Below are 15,113 nucleotides of genomic sequence, written 5' to 3' on the forward strand. Positions count from 1 at the left end.
CGTCAGCGGGTAAGCGGGCGGCGGATGGCCGCAACAGGCTTGAAGTTCGCAACGGGCGTGATCTTGACGACGTCGCCGGTATGCGGTGCTTGGACGAGGTACTGCCGGCCGTCGCCGCCGCGGCCGATGTACATGCCCACATGGCCCGGACGCTTCATCGAGCCGTTGGAACCGGGGATGAGGATCAGGTCGCCCGGCTGCATCGCGTCAAGCCCTGCCACCGCGACGCCGGTGTGGACCTGATCGCCGGTGACGCGCGGGATGCGCACCCCGGCATGCGCCCACGCCTGCATCATCAGGCCCGAGCAGTCGTAGCTGTCCGGGCCTTCGGCGCCGAACACGTAGGGCTTGCCGAGCTGGGCGAGGGCGAAGGACACGGCGGCGGCCTGCTGCGCGTCGGTCGGCAGGGTGTAGCCGGGCGGGATGCCGCCACCGCCGTTGGGCAGGCCGTCGCCGCCGGTGTCGACGGCGTACTTCGGTAGCCGACTACGAATCTGTTGCGGATAGTCGTGCGCGAGACCGGAGGCCGGAACCCCGCCCGCGGCGAGGATGCCGCCGCGGCCGGCGAAGTACGCCGCCCACGCCACGTCGAGCGGGTTGCCGACGAGGCGACCGTTGGCGAGGTTGGTTTCGGCCCAGGTGACCAGGTCACACATGAGGTGCCCTTGGGCGAGGATCGCGTCACCGGCGTCGTACGGCGAGCTGACGCCGTTGCGGTCGTAGTCGTACCCCCAGGTCTGCCAGGTGGCGTCGGTGAACTGCGCGATGCCCTTCGCTGGTACCTCGCCGATGTCGGTGTAGGCGTTGGGGTTCCAGCTCGATTCCAGGTCGAGCTGGGCGGCGATGTCAGCCGGCCCGATCGACGGGCACAGCGCGCCGGCCGCCCGCACGTAGGCGAGGTACTGCGCGGGTACCGGCGCGTCGGGGCGTAGCTGGTTGCCGTCACCGCCACCTGTCTGGGCGGCCTGGATCGTCCCGACCGACCCTGCCGAGGCCGCCAGCACGAACCCGCCGCAGCAACAGCCACCGACGACCAGCGACACGATCAGGCCAGCGATGACCACCCATCGCGTCCCGGCCCCTCCCGTCTGATCCTGGCCGCTCACCGCGCAACACTCCGGCCGCCGCCGAGCGCGCGGTCGCGGCTCGCGCCGCGCCGGCCTGCACTGCCGTCCGCGACAGGCCGACGGCCCGCATCGGAATGCCGGAGACAGGCGCCGACGCCGACCTGGGCACGGTCCACGGTGGAGGTGGAGTGCGTTTCGGCGGGCGATGGTGATGTGACAGACATGGCCGCTCCTCGGCATCGGTGACCGCTCTACCGAACCCGTCAACGGTGGGTGGTGGCGCTACCCGTAACGCCCGTAGCGCTCCCATCACCTTGTGCGCCAACGCTTTCGTCCACACCTCCGGCTGATCGTCCAGGTCACGACCCGCCACTGGGGTGGGTCATCTGGACGAAGGAGCGCACACGTGCTCACACATCTGGCAGACGTCGCGTTGAACGTGCTGGCCGCCCCTGAGCCGGCAGACCTGGACCCGGGCGCTATCGAGATCCCCGGTCTCGGGTTCCTGGTCACCCAGTTGCTCGGCTGGGCCAAGTGGGCGCTGATCGTGGCCGGCATCCTCGGCATGTTCATCTGCGCCGGCATGATGATCATGGGTCGTCGTAACCGCAGCTCGACCGCGGTTGACGGCGCCACCGGCATCCCATGGGTACTGGGTGGCCTCACGCTCGGCGCGGTCGCCGCCACGGTCGTCGGGGCGGTGCTGTAGGCCATGACGGACGACATCACCCTGGCGGCCAGACGGCGCACCCGCGCCCTGGTGGCAGCGGTGGCGGCCGTTGTTCTGATTGTGGTTGCCGTCGTCGGCGGACTCGTCGCGACGGTAGGGCGCCGGGGCAACCCGGCGCCCGCGCCGCCATCGGCCAGCACCGCGACCGCCGCTCAGTCAGCACCGCAACCCGGGCCGACGACACCGGCCGCTCTGGAGTGGGTCACCGTCGCCGGGGCGCACCTGCCCGCAGGCGCGGACGGGCCACGCGACACGAGCGCCGGCCGTGCCCGCGGATTCGCGCACACCCCGATGGGCGCGGTCTTCGCCGCCGCGCACATCAGCGTGCGGCTGTCGCCGCAGGCCGGTCCGGCTGTGTTCGAGCCCACCCTCCGCGAGCAGGTCGTCGGCCCTGAGGCGAACCGGCTGCTCGCGGCCCTGGAGGAGGAGTACCAGGAGCTGCGGGCACAGTTCGGCGTCGCGGCGGGCGAGCCGGTCGGCCAGCTGTACTCGACTGTCACCGGCTACCGGATCGGGTCCGCATTGCCCGACGTCATCGAGGTTGGCCTGCTCATCGAAGGGCCGGGGCAGTCCGGCCCAGCCCGGGTGGCGCTGTCCGCCCAGATGCGGTGGGTCGATGGCGACTGGGCGCTGCAGGCGCCGCACGGCGGGGACTGGAACACCGCAGTGGTCCTCGTCTCGACGACCGCCGGCTACACCGGCTTCCCGGCGGGGGGCTGATCGCTGTGTGCGCCCCGTGGGACACCAAGTGTGTGGCCGAGGCCGTCTCGACGGCGGTCGCCAACAGCTTCTTCGGTCAGCTCGAACAGATGATGATCACCGCGGCGTTGTGGACGATCGACATCTGCGCTACCTGGTGGGTGGCGGTGCCGTCACTGAGCCTGTACCCCGACCCGCAGCAGATCACCGCATCGTCGACACCGATCGACGCCGTCACGCACCTGCGTGCCCTCATCATGCCGATCACCGCGGCGGTCGCCGTCGGAGGCATCCTCTGGCAGGCCATCGTGATGGTGCTGACCCGCAAGCCCGCCCCCCTGGTGAACGTGCTGCGGGGACTGTGGAACACGTCGCTGTGGGCGGCCGTCGGGATCTTCGGCACCCAACTGCTGCTGACCGGCTGCGACCAGTTCAGCACCGCAGTCTTGAACGCCGCGCTGCAGTCGGTCGGCGAACCCAGCCTCGGCAAACGGCTAGGTGCCCTCGCCGTGCCGGCCTCGGGCGGCGGCTTCCCGCAGATCGTCGTGATTCTGGCCGCCACCCTCGCCATGGTCGCGTCGCTGACCCAGGCGTTCCTGATGCTGTTCCGCGACGGCTCCGTCGTTGTCCTCGCCGCGCTGACGCCGCTGGCCGCGGCGGGCAGCTTCACCAATGCCACCAACGGGTGGAAGAACAAGCTGCTCGCCTGGCAACTCGCGTTGATCTTCTACAAGCCGATGGCGGCCATGGTGTACGCCACCGCGATCTGGGTCACCGGCGAGAACACCTCGAAGGATCCACGGATCCTGTTTGTGGGCCTGGCCATGATGGTGATCGCCCTGGTCGCGCTGCCCGTGCTGATGAAGTTCTTCAACTGGTCCGTCGGCTCGCTCCAGTCCGGCAACGGGGGTCTCGGCATGTTCGCCACCGCTGGAGCGGCCGGCATGCACGCGGCGTCGTCGATGCTGGGCGGTTTCGACGCTGGCATGCACGCCCGCTACCTCGCCGACACGTTCGACCGGGCAGCCGGCCGGCCGACCGGCGGCGCCGACCCCGGTCCCGGACCGTCCGGCCCCGGCTTGGGTCCGGACGACCGCGACCCGCCCAAACCCGGCCGCGGCCCGACACCCGGGCAAGGACCCGGCTCGGGCGGCGGGCCAGGGCCCGGCGGAGGGCTCAAGCCGCCGGCGTTCGTCGGCGAAGCCGGCTCAGGCAAGGTCGCCAACATCACCTCGGCCGGGGACCCGGCGGGCGCTGCCGCTTCCAGCACCGCCACCGCCCCCACGGCAGCGACGGGTGCCGCAGCAGCAGCGGGACCGGCCGGGCTCGCGGTCGCCGGTGCAACCGAAGTGGTCGGCACGGTCACCAAGGCCGCCGGCGCCGCCGCCAACGCTGCCGCCAACGCCCTCGACGACCCCACGAAGGAGGCGTGACCATCATGACCGCATCCGAAGGCCAGGTACGAACGTACGGCGGCTGGCGCCGAAGTCGCGGCATCGGGCTGATGGGCCTGGGGTCGGCGCAGACGCTCATGGTCGTCATCGCGTTGACGGTCCTGATCATCTCGGTGTCCGTCGACCGGACGGTCGGCATGATCGTCGCCGGGCCTGCACTGCTGCTCATCGGCGGGACCGTCTTGCGCTGGGACGGTGTGCCGTTGCTGCACGGGCTACTGCAGCGCATCCGCTGGGGGTGGGGATCCGCCCGCGGCTACACCGCCTACCGGTCCGGGGTGACCGCGGCGCACCCGCACGGCTGGCAGCTGCCGGGCGTGCTGGCACCGACCACCCTGCTGTCAGTGACGGACCCGGCCGGTGACTACGGCGTCGTGTGGCACCGCCGGCTCGGCACCATGACCGTCACCCTGCGCGTGGCCGCCACCTCCACGTGGCTCGTCGACCCCGGCCAGGCCGAGCGGTGGGTCGCGAACTGGGGCTCCTGGCTGGCCAGCCTCGGCTACCTGCCGACCGTGCGATGGATCGCGGTCACCGTCGACACCGCCCCTGCTCTTGCCGAAAACCTCGTCCGTGCAGGTCAGGCGGCATGCTCGTACTCGTGGAGGATGCCGCCGAGGCGGTCGCGTCTTCGTATGTCGAGGCGGGCCATCTTGTCCGGGTCGGCGACCCCGGCAGAGCGGTCCTGCTGCACCTCGGCGGCGCCCAGCGCCATCTGCTGCCGTGGCTGATCGCCGTGGTCGTACTCTACGGGGTGGCCTTCGTCGTCACGGCGGCCGTCAACATGCCACTCAACAACCAGCTGGAGGCCGCCAGTCCGGTGGACCGGATCCAGGATCTCGCAGCGGTACGGGCGAGCTTCGAGGCGACAGGGTGCGCCGGAACATCATCCGGACAGTCGCGTCGGCGGGATCGCTGCTGGCCCTCGCCATCCCGCTGCCGAAGCGTAGCGGTTTTCGTTAACCACCGACCGGTCCGGGTAGCGCATGGTGATGTTGCGGTCCCTCCTCGTCGCCGCGCTGCTCCTCCCGCCGCCTTTGCAAGCGGCCAGGCCGATCACGTCCAACGACCGCGTGTATACCGCGGACCAGACCTCCAACACCGTGACGGTGATCGACCCTCGGGCGAACAAGGTCCTCGGCACCATCCCGCTGGGCAGCGTGCGGATGGACACCAGCGCCGACGTGCTCGGCGCGATGTACGACGGGCAGCTCGACGTCCACGGGCTCGGCTTCTCTCGCGACGGCCGCTACCTTGACGTGATCGACGTGACCACCAACGCCGCACACGTCGTGGACACCGCCACGAACAAGGTCGTCCACACGATCTACCTCGGCCGCGCCCCGCACGAGGGGTTCTTCTCCCCGGACGGCAAGGAGCTGTGGGTCGCCGAGCGCGGGCAGGACACCATCGCGGTCATCGACTGGCGCAACGAGAAGGTGCTCGACCGGATCGTCTCCGAGGACGGCCCGTCGAAGGTGGTGTTCAGCCCCGACGGGAAGCTGGCGTACGTCAACCACCTGCGCGCGAGCGCCCTGGATGTCATCGACGTGGCCGCCCGCCGGATCGTCACCCGCGTGCCGATCCCCACCGCTGCGGGTGGCTCGTCCGACGAGGCGATCTCGCCCGACGGGCGGGAGATCTGGCTGGGGATGCCGAACAACGGGCGGACGACGACGGTGCTGAACGCGCAGACGTACAAGGTGCAGGCGGTCCTGGACACCGGCCCGCGGACCAACCACCCGAACTTCGTCACCGTCGGTGGCGTGGAGTACGCCTACATGACCGTCGGTGACCTCGACCAGACGCTCGTGTACCGGAGGGACCCCGGTGGGAAGCCGCCCACTCTCGTGCGGCGGATCCAGCACAAGGGCGCCGGGCCGCACGGCATCTGGCCCAGTCCGGACAACAGCCGGATGTACGTGGCGATGCAGTACTCCGACGGCGTCGAGGTCATCGACACGCGGTCGATGAAGGTGGTCCAGACGCTGCGGGCCGGCCAGTCGCCGATGGCACTGGTCTACGTGGCCCGCTCCACCGCCGGCAGCACCGCGAACCTGAGCCGTCAAGGTCTGGACCAGCGTAACGAGGTGCTGAAGGTGGACGTCCAGAACAGCGACGGAACCGGTACCGCGCAGGTCCGCTCCCTGCCGGGCCTGGACGAGGTCATCGTCGACGTCCGCGGGCTGCCGCCGAACCGACGGTTCACGGTCTATGCCGCGCGCGGTCACGACACGACGGCCCTGCTCTCGGCGACCAGCAACGCCGCCGGTGCGATCCCCGAGGCGAGCGCCTACCTGCAGTTCTTCGGCAACCGCTGGGACCGGGTGATCGTCAGACCGGCCTCATGACGAGACGTGCCGACGCTGGTCGGGGACCCCTGTCTTTCGCACGTGGTGTTGAGCGGTGGTTCATGGCCAGCGTGGTTGGGTGGGGTCGACGTTGAGGAGGGTGAGGAGTTGGGCCTGTAGCCATCCGGGGTGCGGGATTTTGGGTGGTTGCTGGTTGTGGGCGGGGATGAGGCGGAGGTCGTGGAGGGCTTGCAGGATGAGTCGGCCGGTGGGTCGGGCGGGACGGTTGTCGTAGCCGTAGAACCCGACCATGTCGGTGTGGCCCTGCGCGGCGAGGTTGGTGCGGACTTCTCGTTCGATGAGGCTGAAGATGAGCAGGGCGAGGCAGATGACGGTGATGAGTGCGGTGATCCGCCGGTTGTGTTGCAAGAACATGGGTGCGACCGCGAGGGTTCCTTTGATGGTGGCGTAGCCCTGTTCCACGGCGGGCTGGTTCTTGTGTCGGCGCAGGATTTCGGCGGGGTCGGCGTCGGCCGGGGGCAGGTTGGACAGCAGCGTGTACCAGCCGTCGGTGGCGGCCTCGCCCTGGATGGCGTCCTGGTCGTAGTGCCAGGCGAACACGGGCTTGCCGGTGTCGGGGTGTTCGGTGATGCGGGTGCGTAGGTAGCCGCCGATGCGGCGGTCCCGGCTGATCTGCTCGGCTTTGGCGGTGACCGCGGCGGTGTCGGGTAGTACCGGGTGCTGGCGGTGCGGACCAGGGTGTCCAGTCCGGTGGCGGCCTTGCCGAGTTTCAGCGTGCGGGCCTTGCCCGCGGCGGTCTGGTTCGCGGTGGAGTGCACCAGGACCCGCCGCAGTTGGTGCACCGGATCGGTTTTCCGTGGCCCGGGCAGGTTCATGACGTCCTCGCAGACGCGGTAGGCGCCGCGCCGGTCGGCTGGCTTGCCCAAATCGCGGGCCGCGACGTAGTCCACCGGCATGGCAGCGGCCGGGTCGAGCGCGGCGAACAGCCCGGCCGGGACCCGTTTCGCGGCCAGGGGTGCGATGAACCCGACCCCGGGCGTCGCTCATCGCGAATACGAGCATGCCGCCTGACCTGCCCGGATGGCATTCTCGGCAGTTACAAACGTTGTTCGATGTCGGGTCGGTCGACGGGTCGGTTGGTCACCCGATGCGTCACTCGGTCGTGATCGGTGATCGGCATAGCGTGAGCACGTGTGTGCGCCGGGTACGTCGAGCTGGTACGTCTAGTAGGAGAAGGGGGCCGTGATGCAGGGAGACCTGGCGGGTTGGCTGGTGCGGACGAAGCCGCCGCCACTTGCGCTGGGGATCGCGGCCGGGGCGCTGTTCGTCGTGGTCGAGATGCTGCTGGCCGATGCGCTCGGATTCCTCGGAATGCGGAACGGCTCAGTGGTGATCTTCCTTCTTGGCCTGCTGGTGGTCTCCTGGATTTGGGGCCTGTGGCTTGCGGTGGCGGTGACGGTGGCCAGTGCAGTCGCCTACAACGTCTTGTACGTCCCGCCCGTTCGCCACCTTGAGATCAAACAGACGCGGGAGTGGGTGGCACTGGCGTTATTTCTCGTCATGGCGGCACTCGCTGGCTCGATGGCCCGGCTTGCCCGTGTCCGAGCGGTCGAGGTGGCCGAACGCCGCCAGGAGGCCGAACTCCACGCCGAAACGGCCCGGCTCATGCTGGGCGCGGACGAGCTGCGGTCGGTGTTGCCGGAGGCATCGCGCCGCCTGGCGCGAGCGCTGCAGCTACCGTATGCGGCAATCGAGTTCGACACCGTCCCGGGCGATGAGCCCCGAGTGGCGTTGCCGCTGCGGTGCCGCTCGCGGACCGGCAACCTCGTCGTTCCCGCTGACCTGCCGGAGCCGATCCTGCGGCGGCTGCGCGAACGGGTGGTGCCCGAACTGGAGAGAGTGCTGCTGGCCGCGATCGAGCGCGAGGCGATGGGTAGCGCCCTGCGGACGAGCCGGGACGAGCTGCGCGCGCTCGCGACGGAGCAGGCGAGCCTACGGCAGGTGGCAGTGCTCGTCGCGCACGGTGTACCGCCGGCCGACGTGGTCGCCGCGGTCGCCACGGAGACGGCGTCGCTGCTGGACGCGGACGCCACCAGGCTGATGCGCGAGGAGACCCCCGGCACCGTTACCGTCGCCGCCGAATACAGCAAGCCCGGCATCGAGCCCCTGCTGGGCCGGCGGCTTGCCGTCGCAGGCGGCGTCACCGAGCTGGTGCTGCGCAGCTCCCGTCCGGCCCGGGTGGACAGCTACGACGACCGCCGCGGCGGGCTCGCCGACCTGGCGCGCAATGAGAGGTTCCGTTCGTCGGTCGCCGCGCCGATCAAGGTGGACGGTCGCGTGTGGGGCGCGCTCGTGGTGCTGTGGGCCCGGCCCGCGCCGCCGCCATCCGACGCCGAGGAGCGGCTGGCGCAGTTCACCGAGCTCGTCGCGACCGCGGTCGCGAACACCCAGAGCCGGGCGGAGCTCACCGCGTCGCGTGCCCGGATCGTCGTGGCCGCCGACGAGGCCCGCCGCAGCATCGAACGCAACCTGCACGACGGCGTCCAGCAGCGCCTGGTGTCACTCGGCCTGGAACTCCGCGAGGCCGAGGCGCTGCTGCCGGGCGATCTCGACGAGGTCAAGGAGCGGCTCGGCCGGACGACTGAAGGCCTGGCAACCGTCTTTGAGGATCTGCAGGAGATCTCGCGCGGCCTCCACCCGGTCCTGCTGTCCCAGAGCGGCCTCGGGTCCGCGATCAAGGCGCTCGCCCGCCGGTCCCCTGTACCGGTCGCGGTCAGCCCTGGCCCGAAGCGCCGACTGCCCGACTGCGTCGAAGTGGCCGCGTACTACGTCGTGTCGGAGGCGCTCACGAACGTGGCCAAGCACGCGCACGCCTCCTCGGCCGAGGTCGATGTGGACATCACCGCCGACCGCGCGACCGGGCGCGAGGTCCTCGTGGTCTCGGTCCGCGACGACGGTGTCGGGGGAGCGGACGAAGCCCGCGGCACAGGACTTCTGGGTCTTATCGACCGGGTCCAGGCGCTCGGCGGGCACCTACAGATCGCAAGTTTGGCAGGTCACGGAACGTCACTGTCCATTACGCTACCGACGGACATCGACTGCGGGCGGCTTCACGCCGCCCCGCAGGCGACGGGTGAGTGACCGGGCGCGGCGGTTCGCCGAGGGTAGTGCGCTGGAGCAGCGGACGACGGCCTTGCATGTGGCCACCGCCGATCAACTCTGTAACGACAACCGAGAGCCAGCACGGCCGCATGTGCCGTGCCATAACCGCCAGCTGTACCTGCCCGGGACCGCGATTCTGATCACCCGATTCATGAGCCCGGAAGGCGTCGGCGAGCTGCTCGACTTCATGCCGATCACCGGTAACAAGGCGACCGACCAGCACCGGATCCTGCGGATCCTGCGGATCGTCCGGGGCCACGGGCGCTTCGTTTTCGAGTGCGAGCCGCGCTTCGACTACGGCCGCGTCGACCACGAGACCGCGCTCCTTGAAGACGGGCAGGCGTTCCGCAGCGCGTCGGAGGGGCTCAACCTGAACCCCATGAGCAGGAACGGCTCGTACACCAAACAGCGCACCGAACGGGGGTTTCGGCTGGTCCACGAGGCGAGCGCCGGCGATAGCGGCGGGGTGGTACTGGAGACCAGCCCGGGCGGACCGCCGCACATCGTGCCTATCGAAGAGATGTGGCACATGTACGAGCTGACGCGCAATTTCTGGTGCTCCTGGATCGGGCGGTCGAAATACCAGGGTCGCTGGCAAGAGATGGTCGAACGGTCGGCGATCGCGCTGAAGCTGATGACCTACGCGCCGACCGGTGCGCTGATCGCGGCACCGACGGCAGGCCTACCCGAGCACGTCGGCGGCGAGCGGAACTGGGACTACCGGTACACCTGGATTCGTGACGCCTCCCTCTCGGTGCAGGCACTGCTCGGGCTGGACTACACCGAAGAGGCGGAGGCATTCCTGGTCTGGCTTACCGATCGGCTCGCCGACGCAGGACGCAAACACGAACCGGTGCACGTCCTGTACCGGGTGGACGGCGGAGCCGACCTACCCGAACACTCATTGCCGCACCTCGACGGGTACCAGGACTCCCGGCCGGTGCGCATCGGCAACCACGCCGCCGAGCAGTTGCAGCTCGACATCTACGGGGAGGTGCTCGACGCGGTGTACCGCGCAGGCAAGTGCGGGCTCCAGCCATGGTGGGACGCGTGGCACTACCTGGCCGCCGACGTCGACTGGCTGTGCGACAACTGGGATCGGCCCGACGACGGGATCTGGGAGACGCGAGGCGGGCGGCAGGACCACACCTACAGCCGGGTGATGAGCTGGGTCGCGTTTGACCGGGCGATGCGGTTGTCCCGATCGTTCGGGCTGCCGGGCGACATGCCCCGGTGGATGGCCCAGCGCAACAAGGTGTACCAGCAGATGATGGAGCGCGGCTGGGATCCCGAGCAGAAGGCGTTCGTCCAGCGGTACAACAGCCCAGTGCTGGACGCGGCAATGCTGTACATGCCACTGGTCGGCTTCGTGTCTCCGAGAGATCCGCGGTGGCGGTCGACCCTAGACGCGATCGACCGGCACCTGGTGTCCGACAGTCTGGTGTATCGCTACGACCCGGAGGCGTCACCGGACGGTCTGCCGGGTGCCGAGGGGACGTTCTCGATGTGCACCTTCTGGTACGTCGAGGCGCTGGCCAGCTCCGGCCGGTTGAGCGAGGCGCGGCTGACGTTCGAGAAGATGCTCACCTACAGCAACCCACTCGGACTCTATTCGGAGGAGATCGGACCGACCGGCGAGCAGCTGGGCAACTTCCCGCAGGCGTTCAGCCACCTCGCGCTCATCAATGCGGCGATGCGGCTGGATCAGCTGATCCGGGCACGCCGGTGACGCATTCACTGCGGTGGACGTGGCCATCGAGACCTGTGCCGGGTGGTACCAGCAGGTGCCCGGCCCGGGCTGGCTGACGATACGCGGAGCTTCCACGGCGAAAGCCATGAGTTCTCGCGATGATGGCGCCATGACCAGGTTCCTGGACCAGTTGCTCGGATTGCACGGCACGGCCGTGTACGCGATCGTCGGACTGCTGGTCTTCGCCGAAGACGCTCTGTTAGTGGGGTTCGTGCTGCCCGGCGAGGCGGCCGCGATCCTCGGCGGCGTCGCGGCCAGCCGCGGCAACGTGTCGCTGGGCCTCATGTGCACGGTTGTCGTCGTCGCCGCGATCGTCGGCGACAGCGTCGGCTACGAGATCGGCGCCCGCTACGGTGTACGGCTGCTGCGTCTGCGCCCGCTGCGCCAGCGCAGCGCACGAATCGACGTCGCTCGTTCAAAGCTCGCACGCCAAGGCGGACCCGCTGTCGTCGGCGGCAGGTTCGTCGCGTACCTCCGTGCGGTGATGCCGTTCCTGGCCGGCACCTCACACATGCCCTACCTCCGGTTCCTCACGTACAACGCCTTTGGCGGACTGGTCTGGGGCGCCGGCAGCGTCCTGCTCGGCTACCTGGCCGGCAACTCCTACACCGCCGTCGAGAACACCTTCGGCAGCGTCACCACCGTGGTCGCCGCACTCCTGCTCATCCTCGGCGTTACCGCATGGACCGTTCGACGGCACCGTCGGCAACGCCGAAGCGTACGAGACCACGAACCCGACCCAACCGACTCCTGAGGTTCACGTGACTGCGCCCGCGGTGGCGGACGCTGTGCCTGCCGAAAAGTACGTCCGGACTGGTCAGAGGCCGTCCGAGTCCTGAAACGCCGATCTGGGTTCGCACTGCCTTGCGCTCCTCACTCAGCATCGGTGGCGGCTGTGCGATGATGCTGGCTCGTGCTGCTGCGATTGGCGTACCTGGGGATCACGAACGCGTTCGCTCTGCTGCGGCTGCTGCCCGGCTCCGATCGGGACAAGGACGCGGAAATCCTGGCCCTGCGCCATCAGCTCGGGGTGCTGCACCGGCAACTCGGCGGGCAGCGGGTGCGGTTCGATGCGGCCGACCGGGCCTGGCTGGCCGCACTGCTGCACCAGGTGCCCCGGCCCAGCCTGCACCACCTGCGGCTGCTAGTGCGACCGGACACGGTCCTGCGCTGGCACCGTGACCTCGTCGCACGCCGCCACGCGAGGGCGTCGCGGCCCCGGCGGCGAGGCCGGCCGCCGACCGTGCGCTCGATTCGCGCGCTGGTGCTGCGCCTGGTGGCGGAGAACCCGTCGTGGGGCTACCGCAGGGTGCACGGGGAACTGCTGGTCCTCGGGATCAAGGTCGCCGCATCCACCGTATGGGAGATCCTGCGCGAGGCCGGCGTCGACCCCGCACCCGAGCGGGCCGCCACGACCTGGACGCAGTTCCTGCGCTCACAGGCCGAGGCGCTGCTGGCAGTGGACTTCCTCGAGACGGTCACGCTCGCGGGCAACAGGATGTACATCCTGGCCGTGATCGAGCATGCCAGCCGTCGTGTCCGGATCCTCGGCGCGACCGCGCACCCGACCGCCGCCTGGGTGACCCAGAGCACCCGTAACCTCGTCATGGATCTCGAAGACGCCGGCTGCCGGGCGAAACACCTCATTCGCGACCGGGACGGCAAGTACCCGGCCCTGTTCGACACCATCCTCGCCGACGCCGGCATCACCGTTGTGCTCAGCGGCGTCCGGATGCCCCGGATGAACGCGGTGATGGAACGCTGGGTGCGCACCTGCCGGCGCGAACTACTCGACCGGACTTTGATCCTCAACCAGCGACACCTGCTGCACGCGCTACGCGAGTACGAAGTCTTCTACAACGAGCACAGACCTCATCAGGGCATCGCCAACGCCCGGCCACTCACACCGCTACCCGAACCGATCACCGACCCGCACCGGCTCACCCACCTAAACATCCATCGACGTGACCGCCTCGGCGGCATCCTGCACGAGTACGAACATGCCGCCTGATCTGCCCGGATGACATTTTCGGCAGGTACAACCCCGCGACACTGACAGCACTTGATTTTGGGTCAAGTGCGATGTGCCCAAAAGGGACCAACCCGGCGCCGACCAGGGCACTATGCCCGATTTTAGCCGAATTATTGTTAGCGCCTCCGTTAGCGCGCGCTAACAAGAACTGTCCAATGTGTACATCATGAGCTTGAATATTCCCAGCTCACAGTGTCGGGACGGCGGGATTCGAACCCACGACCCCTTGACCCCCAGACAAGGGGCTTAGTCCACGGAACGCGGGGCTCAGTCCACCGGACGCGAGGCGAGAGAGCCGAACGCCGTCCGCCTGGCGAACCAGGAACTCACCGCACACGCGAACGACCCGGCGAGCAGACCGGCGGCGACCGCGCACATCAACCGGGTCAGGCTGGTGTGCACCAGCCCCGCCGCCGGCAGGAACGGAACGGTGGCGGCGGCGGCGAGGGTGACGGCGACGGCAACCGTCCAGAACAGCCCCAACCGGCGGCGCACCGGCGGCGGTTCACCATGCCATTGGCGCACCAGCCGCCCCCGGCCGATCACCACGACGATCGCGAGCAGACCGGCGGCGCCGAGGACGTGCATCGCGTACTCCGACACGGGCGCGACGGCCTCGAGCCGGTCCAGCGCGAGGTGGCTGGCCGCGCCGAGCAGCGCCGAGGACACGGCGACCCGCCATCCGGGCCGGAACCGGCCGAGCGCGCCGTAGTCGGCGAGGGCGAGGGGCCGCCAGCCCGGCAGGTGCGCCGCCACCACCGGCGCGACCCGGCGGATCAGCCAGGTCGCGGCGAGGGTGACCGGCAGGCACCACAGGAGCAGCCCGCGGACCTGGTGCGACAGCGGCCAGACCGGCAGCCCGGAGCCGTCCAGGGCATACGCGAGGTCCGGCGCCATCGACCCGATCACGAGCGCGATCTCGTCGAACCAGCGCGGGCGCCACAGCTTCAACGGCAGCACGGCGGCGGGATGGGTCGGAAACGTCAGGGGCACCACCGCGACGGTAACGGCAAACCGTGCGGGCCGGGTGCCGACGCCGTGGAGATCGTGTGACGGTCCTCATGTCACAGCCGACTGCATTGCCACGTCTGGTGTCTGGTCCTACGAAACCGAACACACTGGGAGCGGACATGAACATCGCGCTGGTCACCGGGGCGAACAAGGGCATCGGCCGGGCGGTCGCGGAGCAGCTCGCGGCGCTGGGCATGACGGTGCTGATCGGCGCCCGGGATCCGCACCGCGGCGAGCAGGCCGCCGCCGCGCTCCGCGAGCGGGGCGCGGACGCGCACGCGCTCGTCCTGGACGTCACCGACCAGGCCTCCGCGCTGGCGGCCGCGGCCTGGATCGAGGAGCGCCACGGCCGCCTCGATGTGCTCGTCAACAACGCCGGCATCACCGGCTCCGGGCAGGTCTCACCCCAGGACGCCACGGACCAGATCCCGAGCTCCGTCGATCTGGACATGGTCCGGGCGGTGTTCGAGACCAACGTCCTCGGCGTGATCGCGGTGACGAACGCCGTGCTGCCGCTGCTGCGGCGGTCACCGGCGGCGCGGATCGTCAACGTCAGCAGCCACGCCGCGTCGCTGACCCTCACCAGCGCCCCGGACGGCCCGTTCGCGGCGCTGCTGCCGTCGGCCGCGTACACCCCCTCCAAGGCCGCCCTGAGCGCGCTGACCGTCCAGTACGCCAACGAACTGCGCAAGGACGGCATCCTGGTCAACGCCGCCGCGCCCGGTTTCGTCGACACGGACAGCAACAACCACACCGGATTCCTCACCCCGGCCCAGGGCGCCGCGGTCGTGGTGTGCCTGGCCACACTCGGGGCGGACGGCCCCACCGCCGGATTCTTCAGCGCCGACGGGCCGGTAGCGTGGTGACGCCGACCCCGGCAGAGGAGAGGGACGCCG

12 protein-coding genes and 1 pseudogene are annotated in these 15,113 nt (G+C 69.7%); 10 read left to right on the forward strand and 3 right to left on the reverse strand.

What is annotated here, in order from left to right; translation table 11 throughout:
* Positions 1-2: 2 nt before the first annotated feature.
* On the reverse strand, positions 3-1,064 hold the full coding sequence (locus ACFPIJ_RS29715; RefSeq protein WP_380119667.1) for a C40 family peptidase: 1,062 nt from the start codon (positions 1,062-1,064) through the stop codon (positions 3-5).
* A gap of 409 nt (positions 1,065-1,473) precedes the next feature.
* On the opposite strand from ACFPIJ_RS29715, the gene ACFPIJ_RS29720 reads away from it, so the two are divergent.
* From ACFPIJ_RS29720 to ACFPIJ_RS29740, 5 genes are all read left to right on the forward strand, one after another.
* On the forward strand, positions 1,474-1,776 hold the full coding sequence (locus ACFPIJ_RS29720) for a hypothetical protein (RefSeq protein ID WP_380119669.1): 303 nt from the start codon (positions 1,474-1,476) through the stop codon (positions 1,774-1,776).
* A 3-nt stretch (positions 1,777-1,779) separates the two neighbouring features.
* Positions 1,780-2,517 carry a DUF8175 domain-containg protein gene (locus tag ACFPIJ_RS29725; protein WP_380119670.1) on the forward strand — a complete coding sequence of 246 codons (738 nt, stop codon included), beginning with the start codon at positions 1,780-1,782 and terminating at the stop codon, positions 2,515-2,517.
* Between the two features lie 32 nt (positions 2,518-2,549).
* Positions 2,550-3,929, forward strand: a complete 1,380-nt coding sequence (locus tag ACFPIJ_RS29730; RefSeq protein WP_380119672.1) for a hypothetical protein — start codon at positions 2,550-2,552, stop codon at positions 3,927-3,929.
* Positions 3,930-3,934: 5 nt separating this feature from the next.
* The gene (locus ACFPIJ_RS29735) at positions 3,935-4,681 is read left to right on the forward strand and encodes an SCO6880 family protein (protein ID WP_380119674.1); all 747 of its coding nucleotides are present in this window, start codon (positions 3,935-3,937) and stop codon (positions 4,679-4,681) included.
* A 261-nt stretch (positions 4,682-4,942) separates the two neighbouring features.
* On the forward strand, positions 4,943-6,301 hold the full coding sequence (locus ACFPIJ_RS29740; RefSeq protein WP_380119676.1) for a YncE family protein: 1,359 nt from the start codon (positions 4,943-4,945) through the stop codon (positions 6,299-6,301).
* Positions 6,302-6,361: 60 nt separating this feature from the next.
* On the opposite strand, the gene ACFPIJ_RS29745 is transcribed toward ACFPIJ_RS29740, so the two are convergent.
* Positions 6,362-6,862, reverse strand: coding sequence for a hypothetical protein (locus ACFPIJ_RS29745; RefSeq protein ID WP_380119678.1), 501 nt, complete (start codon positions 6,860-6,862; stop codon positions 6,362-6,364).
* 645 nt (positions 6,863-7,507) lie between these two features.
* Here ACFPIJ_RS29745 and ACFPIJ_RS29750 point away from each other — a divergent pair.
* The 4 genes and pseudogenes from ACFPIJ_RS29750 to ACFPIJ_RS29765 all read left to right on the forward strand — a co-directional run.
* Positions 7,508-9,295, forward strand: a pseudogene (locus ACFPIJ_RS29750) (sensor histidine kinase); the annotation flags it as partial.
* Positions 9,219-11,153 carry a glycoside hydrolase family 15 protein gene (locus ACFPIJ_RS29755; protein WP_380119680.1) on the forward strand — a complete coding sequence of 645 codons (1,935 nt, stop codon included), beginning with the start codon at positions 9,219-9,221 and terminating at the stop codon, positions 11,151-11,153. The pseudogene ACFPIJ_RS29750 and the gene ACFPIJ_RS29755, both read left to right, overlap by 77 nt.
* Positions 11,154-11,283: 130 nt before the next feature.
* Positions 11,284-11,928, forward strand: coding sequence for a DedA family protein (locus ACFPIJ_RS29760; RefSeq protein WP_380119682.1), 645 nt, complete (start codon positions 11,284-11,286; stop codon positions 11,926-11,928).
* 159 nt (positions 11,929-12,087) lie between these two features.
* On the forward strand, positions 12,088-13,185 hold the full coding sequence (locus ACFPIJ_RS29765) for an integrase core domain-containing protein (RefSeq protein ID WP_380119684.1): 1,098 nt from the start codon (positions 12,088-12,090) through the stop codon (positions 13,183-13,185).
* A 288-nt stretch (positions 13,186-13,473) separates the two neighbouring features.
* Here the strand turns inward: ACFPIJ_RS29765 and ACFPIJ_RS29770 are convergent, their stop codons facing one another.
* Entirely contained in the window at positions 13,474-14,199 is a 726-nt protein-coding gene (locus ACFPIJ_RS29770) for a DUF4184 family protein (protein WP_380119686.1), read from the reverse strand.
* Between the two features lie 137 nt (positions 14,200-14,336).
* Here ACFPIJ_RS29770 and ACFPIJ_RS29775 point away from each other — a divergent pair, with 137 nt between their 5' ends.
* Positions 14,337-15,083 (forward strand): SDR family oxidoreductase, encoded by a 747-nt coding sequence (locus ACFPIJ_RS29775; RefSeq protein ID WP_380119688.1) that lies wholly within the window; start codon positions 14,337-14,339, stop codon positions 15,081-15,083.
* The last annotated feature ends 30 nt before the right edge of the window (positions 15,084-15,113 follow it).

Source organism: Dactylosporangium cerinum (genome assembly GCF_042653625.1).
Lineage (GTDB): Bacteria > Actinomycetota > Actinomycetes > Mycobacteriales > Micromonosporaceae > Dactylosporangium > Dactylosporangium cerinum.

Bases quoted from the DNA above. Each gene is read 5' to 3' on its own strand.
- ACFPIJ_RS29725 (WP_380119670.1), top strand. From the start codon at position 1,780: ATGACGGACGACATCACCCTGGCGGCCAGACGGCGCACCCGCGCCCTG.
- ACFPIJ_RS29740 (WP_380119676.1), top strand. From the start codon at position 4,943: ATGTTGCGGTCCCTCCTCGTCGCCGCGCTGCTCCTCCCGCCGCCTTTG.
- ACFPIJ_RS29775 (WP_380119688.1), top strand. From the start codon at position 14,337: ATGAACATCGCGCTGGTCACCGGGGCGAACAAGGGCATCGGCCGGGCG.
- ACFPIJ_RS29760 (WP_380119682.1), top strand. From the start codon at position 11,284: ATGACCAGGTTCCTGGACCAGTTGCTCGGATTGCACGGCACGGCCGTG.
- ACFPIJ_RS29735 (WP_380119674.1), top strand. From the start codon at position 3,935: ATGACCGCATCCGAAGGCCAGGTACGAACGTACGGCGGCTGGCGCCGA.